The 14,984-nt window shown below is 69.8% G+C and carries 16 protein-coding genes; 3 read left to right on the forward strand and 13 right to left on the reverse strand.

Features of this window, described 5'->3' with window-relative positions:
* Positions 1-3: 3 nt before the first annotated feature.
* The 5 genes from ACE5C1_RS11305 to argH are packed head-to-tail and all read right to left on the reverse strand — an operon-like array spanning position 4 to position 4,607.
* The gene (locus ACE5C1_RS11305; protein ID WP_374944177.1) at positions 4-957 is read right to left on the reverse strand and encodes a zinc transporter ZntB; all 954 of its coding nucleotides are present in this window, start codon (positions 955-957) and stop codon (positions 4-6) included.
* Entirely contained in the window at positions 954-1,730 is a 777-nt protein-coding gene (locus ACE5C1_RS11310) for an NAD(P)-dependent oxidoreductase (protein WP_374944178.1), read from the reverse strand. The genes ACE5C1_RS11305 and ACE5C1_RS11310 overlap by 4 nt, the downstream gene beginning before the upstream one ends.
* Complete coding sequence (lysA, locus tag ACE5C1_RS11315) at positions 1,727-3,004, reverse strand: diaminopimelate decarboxylase (protein WP_374944179.1); 1,278 nt, start codon at positions 3,002-3,004, stop codon at positions 1,727-1,729. Before lysA ends, ACE5C1_RS11310 begins: the two co-directional genes overlap by 4 nt.
* A 2-nt stretch (positions 3,005-3,006) precedes the next feature.
* Positions 3,007-3,243, reverse strand: a complete 237-nt coding sequence (locus ACE5C1_RS11320; protein ID WP_374944180.1) for a hypothetical protein — start codon at positions 3,241-3,243, stop codon at positions 3,007-3,009.
* Positions 3,240-4,607, reverse strand: coding sequence for an argininosuccinate lyase (gene argH / locus ACE5C1_RS11325; RefSeq protein ID WP_374944225.1), 1,368 nt, complete (start codon positions 4,605-4,607; stop codon positions 3,240-3,242). Before argH ends, ACE5C1_RS11320 begins: the two co-directional genes overlap by 4 nt.
* 16 nt (positions 4,608-4,623) lie before the next feature.
* Here argH and ACE5C1_RS11330 point away from each other — a divergent pair, with 16 nt between their 5' ends.
* Entirely contained in the window at positions 4,624-5,238 is a 615-nt protein-coding gene (locus ACE5C1_RS11330) for a TlpA family protein disulfide reductase (protein WP_374944181.1), read from the forward strand.
* Positions 5,239-5,294: 56 nt separating this feature from the next.
* Positions 5,295-5,870, forward strand: a complete 576-nt coding sequence (locus ACE5C1_RS11335) for a Dps family protein (RefSeq protein WP_374944182.1) — start codon at positions 5,295-5,297, stop codon at positions 5,868-5,870.
* A gap of 102 nt (positions 5,871-5,972) precedes the next feature.
* On the opposite strand, the gene bla is transcribed toward ACE5C1_RS11335, so the two are convergent.
* The gene (bla, locus tag ACE5C1_RS11340; RefSeq protein ID WP_374944183.1) at positions 5,973-6,863 is read right to left on the reverse strand and encodes a class A beta-lactamase; all 891 of its coding nucleotides are present in this window, start codon (positions 6,861-6,863) and stop codon (positions 5,973-5,975) included.
* 47 nt (positions 6,864-6,910) lie between these two features.
* Between bla and ACE5C1_RS11345 the strand changes: the two genes are divergently transcribed.
* Complete coding sequence (locus ACE5C1_RS11345; RefSeq protein WP_374944184.1) at positions 6,911-7,984, forward strand: radical SAM protein; 1,074 nt, start codon at positions 6,911-6,913, stop codon at positions 7,982-7,984.
* Positions 7,985-7,991: 7 nt separating this feature from the next.
* Here the strand turns inward: ACE5C1_RS11345 and uvsE are convergent, their stop codons facing one another.
* From uvsE to ACE5C1_RS11380, 7 genes are all read right to left on the reverse strand, one after another.
* Entirely contained in the window at positions 7,992-9,137 is a 1,146-nt protein-coding gene (uvsE, locus tag ACE5C1_RS11350) for a UV DNA damage repair endonuclease UvsE (RefSeq protein ID WP_374944185.1), read from the reverse strand.
* The gene (locus ACE5C1_RS11355; protein WP_374944186.1) at positions 9,134-10,192 is read right to left on the reverse strand and encodes a DHH family phosphoesterase; all 1,059 of its coding nucleotides are present in this window, start codon (positions 10,190-10,192) and stop codon (positions 9,134-9,136) included. The genes uvsE and ACE5C1_RS11355 overlap by 4 nt, the downstream gene beginning before the upstream one ends.
* A gap of 242 nt (positions 10,193-10,434) precedes the next feature.
* A complete protein-coding gene (locus ACE5C1_RS11360) occupies positions 10,435-10,941 on the reverse strand; it encodes a hypothetical protein (protein ID WP_374944187.1) in 507 nt (168 codons plus the stop codon).
* A 10-nt stretch (positions 10,942-10,951) separates the two neighbouring features.
* The gene (locus ACE5C1_RS11365) at positions 10,952-11,227 is read right to left on the reverse strand and encodes a hypothetical protein (protein WP_374944188.1); all 276 of its coding nucleotides are present in this window, start codon (positions 11,225-11,227) and stop codon (positions 10,952-10,954) included.
* 26 nt (positions 11,228-11,253) lie between these two features.
* Entirely contained in the window at positions 11,254-12,210 is a 957-nt protein-coding gene (locus ACE5C1_RS11370; protein WP_374944189.1) for a hypothetical protein, read from the reverse strand.
* Between the two features lie 84 nt (positions 12,211-12,294).
* A complete protein-coding gene (locus ACE5C1_RS11375; RefSeq protein WP_374944190.1) occupies positions 12,295-14,484 on the reverse strand; it encodes an AAA family ATPase in 2,190 nt (729 codons plus the stop codon).
* Positions 14,481-14,963, reverse strand: a complete 483-nt coding sequence (locus tag ACE5C1_RS11380) for a hypothetical protein (RefSeq protein WP_374944191.1) — start codon at positions 14,961-14,963, stop codon at positions 14,481-14,483. Before ACE5C1_RS11380 ends, ACE5C1_RS11375 begins: the two co-directional genes overlap by 4 nt.
* Between the last annotated feature and the right edge of the window lie 21 nt (positions 14,964-14,984).

Genomic DNA, 14,984 nt, shown 5'->3' on the forward strand with positions numbered 1-14,984 from the left:
GCGCTAACCCCTGAACCAGTGCTGCCGCACGAAATAGCCGACCACTCCCACCGCGATCACGATGCACAGCGCAGCGATCGCGTCGAACGCCCACGGCGCCTGCGCATACGGCAAGCCCTTCACGTTCATCCCGTACAAGCCGGTCAGGAAGGTCAGCGGCAGGAACACCAGCGCGGCGACCGAGATGACCAGCGAGCGGCTGTCGATCTGTTCTGCGCGCAGGTCGGTCAGCGCCTCGTGCATGATCGTCGCGCGTTCGCGGATCGACTCCAGCTCCTCCGCCATTCGTGCCGCGCGGTCGGCCGCTCCCGACAGGTGCAGCCGGTCGTCATCCTGGAGCCAGTCGCCGGGCAGTGCCGCGAGCTTCTCCAGCGCCTGGCGCTGGGGCGCGATGAAGCGGCGATAGCCGATCGCCGCAACCCGCACCTTGGTCACCGCCCGGCGCAGCTCGAACACGCGGTTGGGGTCGAGCCCCTCCTCGCAATCGTCGAGGCTGTCGCCCAAGCCCGCGACCTCGGGATCGAGATCGGCGGTAATCGCGGTCGCGAAGGCGGTGATCAGGTCGCCGGGATCGCGGACCTCGCCGTGTTCGACGTCCCCGCGCACCGCGCCGACCGCGAACATCGGCTTGCGCGTGACCGAGAACACCCGGCCCTTCTCCGCCCAGATTCGGACGGAGGCGAGCAGGTCCGACGATTCGATCTCCACCTTGCTGCGCCCGCGCAGGTTCAGGAACGCGCCGTCGCCCACCGCTTCGCACCGCGGCCGCGTTTCGGTCGCGGTCAGCGCGTCGACGACATAGTCCGACAGTTTGGCGGTATCGCGCAGCCAGCCCTGCGCCTCCTTCGCATTGGTCCCCAGATGGACCCAGGTGAACGGGGCGTCCTGAGACAGCGCTTCGTCGACCGGCACTTCGGTAGCCTTGCTGTCGACGATGTGGAAGGCGAAGCCGGTCATCCCTGCATCTCCACGACGAGCGTCAGCCCGGATGCGTTGTCGGGCAGCGCGGTCAGCCGTACCGCATCCGCCCGCGCCCGGTCGAGGATCGCGCGTGGCACGTCAGCGCCGTGAACAACCCGGTCGGCGTTGGCGAGCAGCCGTGCCTGGCGGAGGGTCAGCTCGTCGGGATCGCGCGAGGTCAGCACGAGCCGCTCGGTTCGGGCGGGCGCTGCGCCCGCCGCAATCGGCGCGACCACCTCCTGCCCGGCATAGTCGCCGAGCGGATCGAGCGCGGCGCCCGCCGCCAGTGCAGCCCCGATCGCGCGCCGCCGCTCGATCGCATCGGGCAGGCGTTCGCGCAACGCCGTCCGCGCCGCATCGAGCGCCTCCGCCAGCCGCCCGAGCGATGCGGGCAGCATCGCCTCCAGCCGCTGGCGCAACGCCGCCGCCAACCCCGCCGATACGCCTCCGGTGCCGATCGCGACCAGCACCGGCGCCCGGTCGACGATCGCGGGCAGCGTGAAGTCGCACAGTGCCGGCCGATCCACCGCGTTGACCAGCACCCCGCGCGCCTTCAGCCGCGCAACGGCGGCGTGCGCGGTCGCCTCATCCTCGACCGCGACGATTGCCAGCGCAGCGTCAGCGCCCTCGCCCGACACCACCGCCCCCGCACGCTCCAGCAAGCGCCGCTTGGCGTCGGCCGCCTCGCCATCGCCGAGCAGGATCACCGCGCGGCCCGCGAGCCGCACGAACAGCGGCAGGCTGTGAAGCGACGCAAGGGGCAACGTCATCCTTCCAGGTTCTTGGGCATCAACCATTCGGGCACGCGTTCGGCGGCGAGGATCGTCTCGGGCTCGATCCGGTCGGCGACCACCGCGAAGCGGTCGCCGTCGACCAGCACCTCGGGCACCAGCGCGCGGCTGTTGTAGGTCGACGCCATCGTCGCGCCATACGCCCCCGCGGTGCGGAACACCGCGAGATCGCCGGAAACGACGCGGTCGATGTCGCGCCCCATCGCGAAGGTGTCGCCGCTCTCGCACACCGGACCCGCGATATTGGCGACCATCCGCTCACCCGAAGGCTTCACCGCGACGAAGTCGTGATACGCGTCGTACAGCGCCGGCCGCGCGAGGTCGTTCATCGCCGCGTCGACGATGACATACGGGTCGGTCACCCCGGGCTTGACCCACACGACCTCGGTCAGCAGCACCCCCGCATTGCCCGCGATTACCCGGCCGGGCTCGAACATCAGCTCGACGTCCCAATCGCGCGTCACCTCGGCCACCATCGCGCCATAGTCCGCGGGCGAGGGGATCACGTCGCTAGAACGGTAGGGCACGCCGAGCCCACCGCCGAGATCGACGCGCGTGATCGCGTGGCCCGCCGTGCGCAGCTCGGCGACGAGCGCGCCGATGCGACGGTACGCCGCCGCCAGCGGCGCGAGGTCGGCCAGCTGGCTGCCGATGTGGATCGCCACCCCGCGCAGGTCCAACCCGCCGACCCCCGCCAGCCGCCCGAACATCGTCGCCGCCTGGTCGATCGGCACCCCGAACTTGTTCTCGCGCTTGCCGGTCGAAATCTTGGCGTGCGTCCCCGCATCGACGTCGGGGTTGACGCGCAGGGTCGCGGGCGCTCGCATCCCCCGATCGGCGGCGAGCGAGCCAAGGACGACGCCCTCTTCCTCCAGCTCCAGGTTGAACTGGCCGAGTCCGGCATCCAGCGCGCACCCCAGCTCGCCGCGGGTCTTGCCGACGCCGGAAAACACGATGTCCTCCGGCCGCATTCCCGCCGCCAGCGCGCGCGCCATCTCGCCGCCCGAGACGACGTCCGCGCCATAGCCCTCGTCGGCGAGCACGCGTAGCACCGCGAGATTGGGATTGGCCTTGATCGCATAGGCGAGGTGCTTGGCGCCTACGCCGCTCAGCCCGTCGCGAAACACCTGCGCATGGCGGCGAAAAGTCGCGGCGGAATAGACGTACACCGGCGTCCCCACGGCCTCGGCGATCGCGGGCAGCGCCACGTCCTCGCAATGGAGGACGCCGTCGCGGTAGTGGAAATGGTCCATCGTCAGTTCGGCGGCGGCAAATCGAATTCATCGGAGCGCCGCTCCTGCGAATTGCGAAGCAATTCGTCGCCCCGTTGCGGCCGCTGCTGCGTGGTCGGGGTGAGCAGGTCGACCGGGGTCGGCGTCGCCCTTGCGCCGCGCGGCGCGACGGGCAGCGACTCGCCCGCGCGCGGGGCAAGGCCTGCGGCGGACCCGCAACCGGCGAGCGCGGTCGCCAGGACCAGAACGTATCGCTTCATGCCGTCTCTCCCCGCGCTACGACGATCGCCGCGCGCACGTTGGCGGGTGCGGTGCCGCCGAAACTGGTCCGGCTTGCGACCGACGCGTCGATCGACAACACCCCGTACACCCGCTCGTCGATGCGCGCGTCGAGCCGCTGCAGATCGGCCAAGGGCACCGCGTGGAGCGCGACGCCCAGTTCCTCCGCCCGCTTCACTGCGCGTCCGGTGACATGATGCGCCTCGCGGAAGGGCAGCCCGGCTTCGCGCACCAGCCAGTCCGCCAGGTCGGTCGCGGTCGCATAGCCGCTCTCCGCCAGCGCACGCATCCGATCTACGCGGAACGTCGCGCTTTCGACCATCCCGGTCATTGCCGCGATCGACAGCGCCAGCAGGTCGTGCGCCTCGAACACCGGCGGCTTGTCGTCCTGCATGTCCTTCGAATAGGCGAGCGGCAGGGCCTTCATCGTCACCATAAGGCTGGTCAGGCAGCCCATGATCCGCCCCGAATGCCCGCGTACCAGCTCGGCGGCGTCGGGGTTGCGCTTCTGCGGCATGATCGAGCTGCCGGTCGACCATTGGTCGCTGAGCGCGACGAACCCGAACGGCTGCGACGCCCACAGCACGAACTCCTCCGCCAACCGGCTCAGATGCAGCGCGCATTGCGTCGCGCAGGTCAGATATTCGATCGCGAAATCGCGGTCGCTGACCCCGTCGAGCGAATTGCGTGTCGGCCCGTCGAAGCCGAGCGCCGCGGCGGTCGCATGGCGGTCGATCGGGAAGCCCGTGCCTGCCAGCGCCGCCGACCCGAGTGGGCACAGGTTCGCCCGCGCCCGGGCATCGCGGAACCGCCCGACGTCGCGCGCGATCATCTCGTGATAGGCCATTATGTGATGCCCGAGCGTCACCGGCTGCGCCGATTGCAGGTGGGTGAACCCCGGCATCACGTCGGCGGCATGCTGCTCGGCACGCACCAGCAATGCCGCGCCAAAGCCTTCGAGCGCCGCCAGCACCTCGTCGGTCGCGTCGCGCACCCACAATTTGAAGTCGGTCGCGACCTGGTCATTGCGTGACCGCGCGGTGTGCAGCCGCCCCGCGACGGGGCCGATCGCCTCGGCGACGCGCGCTTCGGTCTGCATGTGGATGTCTTCGAGCGCGAGGTCCTCGGGCACCCCGTTCGCCGCATACTCCGCAGCCACCCGGTCGAGCCCCGCATCGATCGCCGCAGCGTCCTCGACCGAGACGATCCCCTGTGCGCCCAACATCATCACGTGCGCCTTCGATCCGGCGATGTCCTGCCGCCACAGCCGCTTGTCGAAGGGGATGGAGGCGTTTATCGCGCGCATCACCGCGGCGGGCCCTTCGGCGAAGCGCCCACCCCACATCGCATTGGAGCCGCCCGTGTCCACGCTATCGTCGCGCCCGCTGATCGTCTGTCTCCTGCCGCTCGCGGCCTTCGCCGCCGGTTGCGATAGGAAATCGGACGCACCCGCACAAGCGCCCGGCCTGGCGAACGTCGTGAGCACCGACGAGGTCGCGGCCGACGAGGTGAAGCGCGCGCCCGTAGAGACCGCGGACAAGCTCGACCGGAGCCACAAGGGCGAGTCCGCGCCCGCGCTCGCGTTCGAAGCGCCCGACGGCAAGCCGGTCGCGCTCGTGTCCTTCGCGGGCAAGCCGGTGCTGGTGAACCTGTGGGCGACCTGGTGCGGCCCGTGTGTCGCGGAGCTGCCGACGCTCGACGCTCTTGGCAAATCCGGCAAGGTCCGCGTCGTCGCGGTCGCGCAGGACCTCGATGCGTCGAAGGTCGCGACGTTCCTGGCGAAGCGCGGCGTGACGCTCGACGCGTATCGCGACCCCAAGCTTGGCCTCAGCCTCGCCTACCAAGCCAATCTGCCGACCACGATCCTGTTCGACGCAGGCGGCAGGGAGGTCTGGCGGATGACCGGGGCCTATGAATGGAACACACCCGCCGCCGCCGCGCTGATCGCCGAAGCGGAAAAAGGCACGCCCGCCTAGAACCATTACGCCCTTGATGCGCTTCACCCCCGAACCACGTCTTCAGGAGCCCCGACATGGCCAAGTCCACCACCGAAGCGCAGCCGCAGTACAAGGTCGAATATCGCGAAATTCAGCCTTTCGGCACGCTCAAGAGCCTGCCGATTGCCCTGGAGGACAATGCGCGCGCGCAGAGCGTCGCGATCCTCAACCAGGTCCTGGCCGACACCATGACGCTGCGCGACATGTACAAGAAGCATCACTGGCAGATGTCGGGCGCGACCTTCTACCAGCTCCACCTGCTGCTCGACACGCATTACGAGGCGCAGGCCGCGCTCGTGGACACCATCGCCGAACGGATCATGGCGCTGGGCGGGATCAGCATCGCGATGGCTCCCGACGTCGCCGAGATGACCCGCATCCCCCGCCCGCCCAAGGGGCGCGAGGACGTGCCGAGCCAGCTCGCCCGGCTGCTCGAAGCGCACGAGCTGATCCTGCGCGCGTGCCACGAGGGTGCGGCGCAGGCGGATGAATCGGGCGACGACGGCACCAACGACCTGCTGGTCAGCGACGTCATCCGCACCGGCGAGCCGCAGGTCTGGTTCCTGGCCGAGCATCTGGCGGCGACGACGCTGCTGCGCTCGGACAAGTAGCACTTACCCTCGTCACCCCGGGCCCTTCGACTAGCTCAGGAGAGCCTTGACCCGGGGTCCCGCTTCTTCTCCGCCGTCAGAAAGAAGAAGCGGGGTCCCGGATCAAGTCCGGGACGACGGATGGAGTGAAGCCGCGATCGCCCGTCCCAATCGCGCATGCACCGCATTGGTCTGCTCCAGCGTGAGCGGCGAACCCTTGATGTAGCTCGCGACCAACACCGGCGCGGCGCGCCTCGCAGGCCAGAGCAGCGCGACGACATTGTCGGTGCCGTTCTCCCCCGCCCCGGTCTTGTCCGCGACCCGCCACCCGGCAGGCAGCCCGGCGCGTAACCGCTTCGTCCCGGTCGTCGCCGCCGCCATCCACGCGACGAGCTGCGCCCGCGACCGTGGCGTCAGCACGCTCCCGAGCGTCAGCCGCCGCAGCGTTGCCAGCATCGCATCCGGAGTCGTCGTATCGCGCGGATCGCCCGGAATCGCGCTGTTGAGCATTGGCTCCAACCGGTCGAGCCGTGTCACCGCATCACCCTGCGCGCGCAGGAACCGCGTCAGGCCCGCGGGTCCGCCGACCGCGGGCAGCAGCAGGTTCGCCGCGGCGTTGTCGCTCAGCCCCACGGTCGCCGCGCACAGCTCCGCGACGCTCGCGCCAGCCCCCACCCGCGTGCCCGAGAATGGTGAGTTCGGAACGATATCGCCTTGCGTCACCGTCACCCGCCGCTCCAGCCGCTCACCGCCCTGATCCACCTTCGCCAGGATTGCCGCCGCGAGCACGTATTTGAACGTACTGCACATCGGGAAACGCTCATCCGCGCGCCGTTCGAACCGCGCGCCGGTCGCGGTATCGAGGATCGCCACGCCCATCCGCCCGCGCGCCGCGGCCTCCAGTGCCGCGACCTCGCGTGCGAACGCCGGCCCACCGAACACGGCCGGCGCCCGCGCGACAGCCGAGGCGGCGACCGTCGCGCCCGCCCCGATCAGAAACGTCCGCCGCCGCATGTTCCCACTCCCTTTGAACGCAAGTCACGTCCGAGGGTTAAGCCCAGATGCCCGCTCCTGCCAGCCCGCGCTTGTGGCGTCCCAAGCGCCTGCTCATCACCCGCGCCGCCCGCGGCTTTGCGCACGGCCGCGCGATGATGGAGCGCGCGGCGGCCCTGGGCACGACAATCGTCGAGCTGCCCGGCGACCGCGTGACGCTCGACCTTCCCGGCGACGGCGCCCGCGCCTATGCCGACGCCAAGCAGACGCTCGCGGTCGTCGTCGCGCCACCGTCCAAACGCCGCTTCCAGCCGATCCCGCCGTCAGCCGACTGGCGCGTCGACCTGGCGCAGGGATGCCCCGCGCATTGCAGCTATTGCTACCTGGCGGGCTCGCTCACCGGCCCGCCGATCACCCGAGCCTATGCCAATCTCGACGAGATCGTCGCCGCCATCCCCAACCACGTCGGTCAGGGCAAGGTCACCTCGCGCAGCCGCGCCCGCGCCGACGAAGGCACGACCTTCGAGGCCTCCTGCTACACCGACCCGCTCGCGATCGAGCCGGTCACCGGTTCGCTGGCAGCGCTGATAAGCTGGTTCGGCGATACCAACCTCGACGCGCAACTGCGCTTCACCAGCAAGTTCGCCAACGTCGACCCGCTGCTGACCCTCGCCCATCGCGGCCGCACCCGGATGCGCGTGTCGCTCAATCCCGCGCTCTACGCCCGCTACGAAGGCGGCACCGCGCGCGTCGCCGATCGCCTCGTCGCGATGCGCCGGATGGCCGACGCCGGCTACCCCATCGGCCTGACGATGGCCCCGATCATCGCCGCGGAGGGCTGGCGCGAAGCATATGGCGGGCTGATCGCGGACGTCGCCGCGGCGCTTGACGGCGCGACCGGAGTCGACCTGACGGTCGAGCTCATCACCCACCGCTTCACCGAAGGCTCGAAGGCGGTCCTCGGCAGCTGGTATCCCGGCTCCGCACTCGACATGACGCCGGAGAACCGGACCGAGAAGCGGACCAAGTTCGGCACTTCCAAACAGGTCTACGACACGACCACGATGAAGGCGCTCAAAACCTTCTTCTACGACACGATCGGCGAGCGGCTGCCCGCCGCGCGCATCCTCTATTGGACGTAGGCGCAGGTCACCCCTCGTCGACGTCGGGCTCGCTCTCCGCATCGACTCCCTGCTCCAGCCGCGCCTCGTCCTCGGCCAGTTGTGCCGCATCCGCCGCGGTGATCCCGAAGCGCGCCGCCACATCGGGGGCAAAGCGCAGCAGATCGGGACGCAGCCGCAGCAAGCTCAAATCCTTCGACTTGCCCTCCATCATCACGTCGAACACCAGCCCCTCGGCCATCCGCATGAAGGTCGCGAATTCGAACGGGTTGGTGAAGTCGGCATGCCCGGTCCAGATCGGCGGCCGCAGCACCGTCTTGACGCGGGCGGTCGCCTTGACCGGCGCCTTGAGCAACTCGCCCTTCTTCGCCTTGGCCGTACCTGCCTTGGCCGCGGCGCGCTGCTTGGGGCTGATCTTCTGCTTGATTTCGCGCAATTCGGTCCGTGGGCTGGAAAAGTGGATTTTCGGCCGCACCCCCGCGGGCCACGTCGCCAGGAACCGTTCTAGCGTGTCGCGCATATCGCGCCGTTCGGGGTTGAGGCACCAGAAATGCTGATAGTCGAAGATCAGCCGCACGCCCGTCCGCTCGTGTATCCAAAACACGTCGGCCGCCGAGAAGCGGATGTCGTCGTTCTCCAGCACCAGCCTGCGCTTCACGTGCTCCGGGCATTGCTCCCATCCCTCGATCCACCGCGCGCGGCTCGCCTCGTGGTCGTCGTACACCCCACCGACATGGGTGATCATCACCGCCTCGTCGTCGAGCTCCATCCGGTCGAGCATCTCGGCCTGGCTCGACAAGTCCCAGATGCTCTTGCGCGTCAGCTCGGGATTGGGTGCGTTGAGCAGCACATATTGCGACGGGTGGAACGACAGGCGGATGTCGTGCGCCTTGGCCTTCGCTCCGAACGCGCGCAGCTCGGCGTCGCTGTCCGCCACCATGGAATGGAATTGCGGCATGTCGGGATGCGTGGCGTAGGGTGCGATGTCCGACGACAGCCGGTACATGTCGAGATCGTTCTTCGCCAGATAGTCGAGCACCCGGTCGAGCAGCTCGAGCGAGCATTTCAGGTGCGGGTTCTTCTGCCAGCGCCGGGTATCCTGCGATTTCAGGTCGGGTCGTCCCATCACCTTGACGGGGAAGCCCAGGCGGAGCGGGCGGACGGGATCGGTCATGCGGGCACCTGTTGATCGGGAAAGCCGAGGTCGGCGACGAAGCGGTTCCAGTCGGCATGGCGCAGCGCGCCACCGGTCGCCTGCGCATGGCCGTTGCCGTAGCGCGAGTCCGCGCCCGGCGGGCGATGTTCGGCCAGGAAGGTGATCAGGTCGCGCCCCGTCGCCGACCGCGCCGCGAAATGCACCCAGCCGGGGCGATAACCGACGTTGGCGGCGAGCACGATCTTGTCGCCGAGCCGCCCGCGCCATTGCTGCGCAATCAACGGGTGGATCTGGCACGGCGAGTCGATGGGGATCAGCGCGACGTCACCGGCGATCTTCGGCCCGACCCGCCGCGCAACCTCCATCGCCGCGCGCACCTCCGCTTTGGCCGCGACCAACGCGCGCGCGTCGTCATCGTCGCCTTTGGTGATGACCTTGGGCCCGTCACCGCGCAGCAGCAGCCGCAGCGCGGGCGACGAGTCGGCAGCAGCGGTGCGCCGGGGCGCGTTGATCAGCGACGTCGCATCGCGGAGCGCGGTCTTGCCCCAGCGTTCCTGCGCCCGCGTCAGCTCCGGAAAGCCGAGCCCCTCGCCCATGTCGCCGATCAGTCCGACCGCCGCCAGCCACAGCAGGTCGTCGACCTCGCCCAGTGCGTGCGCCGCCCACCATGCCAGCAGCGCGCTGGTCGGTTCGGGATCGAGCCCGTTGCCGCTGATCGTCGTCACTTGCGGGTCGCCGGTCGGCACATGGTGGTCGATCACCACCGTCGGGCAGCCGCGCAGCACCGGCTCCGCCCGCGTGCCCAAGTCGGTGACAACGAGCCCGCCAGGCGCGTGGGCGGCGAGCCGCGCGCCAACCGCCTCGTCCCAAGGCGACTCGCCCTTGCCGACGATCACCGCCTCCGCGGTCCGTCCCGCCGCTCGAAGCGCCCGTACCAGGATCGCGGTCGCGGTCAGCCCGTCGGCATCGAAATGCCCCAGAACCACGACAGACCGCGCGGTATCGAACGTTGCCAGCGCGCCGGCAAATGCCTCGCGCGCCTGCTTTCGCGGATCACCGGTTCGGGACAGCACGCCAACCACCCGCGGTGAACGTCGCAGCGCCGATCCGGCTCCCGCTAAATGCGGCCGGTCACACCCGTAAAGGGCCGTTTTTTCCGTCAACTGTCAGTCCGGACAGAGAGCGAAAGCGGTTCCGGTCGTCAACTCTCGACCTGATTTAGCGTGAAAACCTCGCCGGATCGCGACGAGAGTTGACTCCCGCCCCGTCCCAGCAACGCGATTGTAGCAGGCGTCGGCGGGCCGGGCGAGCCCTGTCATTCCGGCTTCTTGCGACTCGGCGTCTTCAGGTCCTTGAGGCGTCGGCGACGCGCCGCCGCCCGTTCCTCTTGCGCGCGACGCTCGGCCGCGGGTCCGGCCGCCTCCTCGGCCGTGCGCGCCATCGTGCGCTGGTGGAGCGAGATCAGCAGGCTGCCGATCGGGTCGGTCTCGAAGTGCTTGTGGTCGTTGATCTCGAGCAGGATCACCACGTCGTCGTATTCGGCCAGGAACACGAGCACGTCGGAGCTTTGGCCGCCCAGGTGAAAGTGCTTGATGCCGTGCTTCTCCAGCAATTCATCCGGCGTGTCCTCGATGCGCTTGCGGTAGAATCGCTCGTCCAGCGCCAGACCGCCCTCGATGCGGCGCACCATTTCCAGATAGTCCTTGGCGAAGGGCTCGACCCTGGCTTGGCCCGAGTGGTCCTTGAATGGCTCTACGGTGAGCACCTCCTTGGGCCGCGTCTGAAGACGCGCGCCGCGAAGCGGCTCGTCGATGCCGATCATGGCGGCGACCTCAACCGGCGATGCGGTCGAGGATCTCCTGGTCCGTCAGACCTTTCAGGCTGCGGACGCCCTCCCGGCGATTGGCCTGGCCCACCTTGGCGACCAGGCGCTGCTCGTGCGTCGGACGAGGTGCCTTCGCCTTCGGGACTTGGGTTGCGCCCGCTTGCGGGCGTGCGTCCAGGAAGCTCGTCAGGAGCCTGGTGTCGACACCATCGTCCGACCTTCTGCGCGATCCCGCCATGTCGGCAAGGTAGCGACGCGCCTTGCCTGCGGCAACGGTTAACATGTGCAGCATGGATCGTTCTCGCTGGTCTAGAAGCGTTCGAGGTCGTCGGTGGGCTGGTATTGCTCGCGCGCCCAGTCCGCCCCGCCTATTGCGGCCGCCATGCGATCGGGCAGGTCCCACGACCAGGCGGAGAGCTCCTCCTCCTTGGACCCCAGCTTGTCCCTGGCCTCCAGGTCGTCGTCGAAGAACCTGTCCTGGCCGGGATCCCGCCAATCGACCTCGTAGCGCAGCGAGCGCTGCAGCACCTCGGCGCCGGCGACGGGGAGGTGGAAGCCCCTGAGCACCCGGTTGCGCACGAGTGCTCTCAGGTCGCCGCCAGCGGCGGTGACGACAGCGATGCCCTTGTCCCGCGGGATGGTGACGACCGCCCTGCCGTCGGGGTGGGAGGTGTGCCCAACCGTGATGCCGTCCTTGAAGCCCGCCGCCGTGACCACGAGGTGGGTCGGCATCGCGAAGCCAGCGATCCAGGGCAGCGCGTCGGGGAACTCTATGCGTTCGGGTTCCCGCGAGGACCGGAAGCTGATCGACTTGGGGCGTGCGCGGGCGTCCTGCCACGGGTCCGAGCGCATGCCGAAGCCCATCAGCTCGCCCGGCCGCCACGCGACGTCCACGAAGGTCTGGTGGTTGACGCCCGCTTGGTCGAGGATCGCCGTCGTGAAGCGGTCGGTGAGGATGAGCCCCGCGGGCGGCCCGTCGGTGCCGAGATGCCGCCAGACGCGCAGGAACGACAGGTAATCGAGCGCGCTCTCCGCCATGTCGAATACGCGCGCCGGGTCGACGCGGGGGAACCAGGGATGGACCGTGGCGTCCAGGAGGGGAATGGCAGGTGCGCGCGGCTGGTCCGTCCTGATGGTGACGAGCCAGGGCCGCTGGTCATCGGACTCGAGCCATTCGGTCTCGCCGTCGAGCCTGAGCAGGGCCGGTCCCTTGCTCATCAGCTCCTCGCGCAGGCGCAGGGCCTCCTCCGGCACTTCTGGTCGCATGGTGTCCTCCTCGCGGGCACGCGCCCGCGACGCCCCTGGCGGGCGGCGGATCGCTTGTTCAGTTGGCGTGGTTGGTGCGGGCCGTCAGCGGACGGCGGGAGCGTCGAAGTCGAGGCGCTGCAGGCGGGCGCCCGACCGCGGCTCCACAGCCACGGCGCGGGCGAGCAGGTCCTCCTCGCCTACGAGCACGACGGACAGGCGGGCGCGGGTGACGCCGGTGTAGATCAGCAGCCTGTCGAGCAGCGGGCTGGCGGCGATGGGCATGATGACGCGATCGAAGGCGGAGCCCTGCGCCTTGTGGACGGTAATGGCCCAGCCGCGTTCGATGCGGTCGAGATCGGGGCGCAGCACCTCGATCCTGGTGCCCTCGGCGTCGTCGAACAGCACGATGGCGCCCCGCCCGGTGGCGCGCTGCACGATTCCGAGCAAGCCGTTCATCACGTCCGCGACGACGGGGGTGCCGTCCTCGTCCATTTCGCCGGTCGGATGGTCGTAGCTGTTGCGGGTCCACAGCAGTTTGCTGCCGTGGGACAGTCCCCAGTCATGTACCTTCGGGTGGGCGGCCATCCAGCGCCGCTCGATCGTCTCTGACAGCTCGCGCACGCCGGCGGGGCCGTGGCGCGTCGCCCCGAGCACCTGAACGCGGGCGCCGTGCAGCCGCCGCAGCACATCGCGGTCGGATGACGCCGCAGGTCGCCCGACCAGTGACTCGAAGACGTCCAGCACGGCCCCGGACACCTGCTCGCGCCCGCACCGCAGCAGGCCTACGCCGAGGCGGTCGGCACGGCCCTGGTCGTATTCGGGAAGCGTTGGCAATCTGCCGACGCGGATCTCGGCCGCGACGGAGGGTATGGCGCTGTCGGACGCCTGCCGCCGTATGACGGTCAGGGTGCGTCGCGGCACGGTGCTCGACGCGACCAGCGCGAGCAGAGGGTTGCCCGCGCTGATGGGCGGCAGCTGGCCGGGATCCCCGACCGCGACGACATCCATCGTCGGCGGCGTCCAGCAGAGCACCTGCCAGAGCTCGGGGATGCCGAGCATAGAGATCTCGTCGATCAGCAGGAACCCGTCGCCGAGCTTCAGTTTCCCGTTCTCCACTGCCTTCAGGAACCTGTGCACCGTCATCGACGCCCGTCCGGTCGCTTCCGTCAGGCGCTTGGCGGCGCGGCCGCTGAGCGCTAGCTGGAGATAAGGCAGACCGACCGCGTCTGCGTACGCGCAGATGGCGCGTGTGACCGTGCTCTTGCCGGTGCCCGCGGCGCCGTCGATCGTCGCGAAGCCCGAGGAGATGGCGATGGCCGCGGCGTCTCGCTGGTCGTCGCTGAGCGTCAACCCCGTCTCGGGGGCGACCCGCGCCAGCGCGAGACCGAACGCCGCCTGATCGAGATCGGATCGCCGCGCGATGCGTTCGCGCGCGGCCTGCTCAATGTCGCGCTCCATCCGCCACGGCGCGCGCGCCTGGAAAAGCCCATCGACCTCCAGCAGCTCGCCGCGCTCAAGCGCGAGCGGGAATGATACGGCGCCCAGCTTCCGCTCGCGTCCGAGCAGGCGATTGACGCCGTCCTCGATGTCGTCCCGGGTCGCGGCGGTGTGGCCGGCGATGGCGACGTCCCGCGTCCTGAACCGCGCGGACATGACCTCCGCAATGGCGGCGAGCAGGCGGCGCGGGTCGTCGTCGGCGAGGCCCATGCGCAGCGCGCGTGCATCGACGTCGCGCCACTTCTCCAGCGCCGCGACGCAGTAGGGATCCGCACGCAGGCGCTCCACCGCCTCCGCTCCCCAGAGACGACAGGCCGCCATTGCCACGCTAGCGGTGACCCCGGCGCGGTCGAACGCCTCCAGGACGGCGACCTCGTCGCGCAGCAGCGCGAATTCCGCGATGATGGCCGTTGCGGTCGGGACCGGCACGGTGCGCGCCAGGCTGGCGGCGTCGCCGTCGCGCAGGATGCGGTAGAGGTCGGGGCCGTGGGCGTCCCAGCAGGCGCTGGCCGTCTTGCGGCCGATTCCCGACAGCGCGGGGTTTGACGCGATCCAGCGGACGATGGCGTCGCCGCTGGGCAGGAGGGGCATGGCCAGATCGGCGGTGACGCGTTCGCCGTCGCAACGGCCGCGGATGCGCCAGCGCTCGCCTGGCCGGGGATCTCTGGCGGCCAGCGTCGCCGGCAGCAGGGTCTTGGCGAGGTCGCCCGCCGCGGTCCTGCCGACGGCGACGCCGCCCCCGAAAGGTCCGGGGTGCCAGGAGGTGATCTCCACCTCCGCGTTGAACGCGGTCACGGCATGCGGCCAGTCGACGCGACGAACCCGCGCAGGTGGGCGAGCTCGTGGCGGAGCTGACGGTTCTCGGCTCGAAGCGCGAGAATCTCCTCCTCCAGCGCGCTCTCGCGACGGCTCACGGCTTCCTTCGCCTCGACGGCCGCCTGGGCGGCGTCGAGCGCCGAGGGGCCGTTGGCATCCTCCCATGCGGCATGGACGGAGAGCAGCCTGGCGCACCACTCGTTGCTGGTGAAGAGCTGGCGGTTGAAGCGCTTGCCGATCTCCTTCGAGATCAGTGCGGCGAGCTTGCCCGGCGACGGCTTGCCGGCGTGTCGCGGCAGCGGCGTGCTGAGGATCGCCATAGCGCGCAGCTGCTCGGCGACCCAGAGGGCGTTCTGGCGGGCGTCGGCCGCTGCGGGGCCTCCGAGTTCGACTTCGGGCCGCGTCGCCATCTCGGCCAGGACGGCGTCGATCTGCGCGATGACCGTCGGTTGGGTCATGGCTCCAGCTCCTGTGTCGTC

Source organism: Sphingomonas sp. (assembly GCF_964263785.1).
GTDB lineage: Bacteria > Pseudomonadota > Alphaproteobacteria > Sphingomonadales > Sphingomonadaceae > Sphingomonas.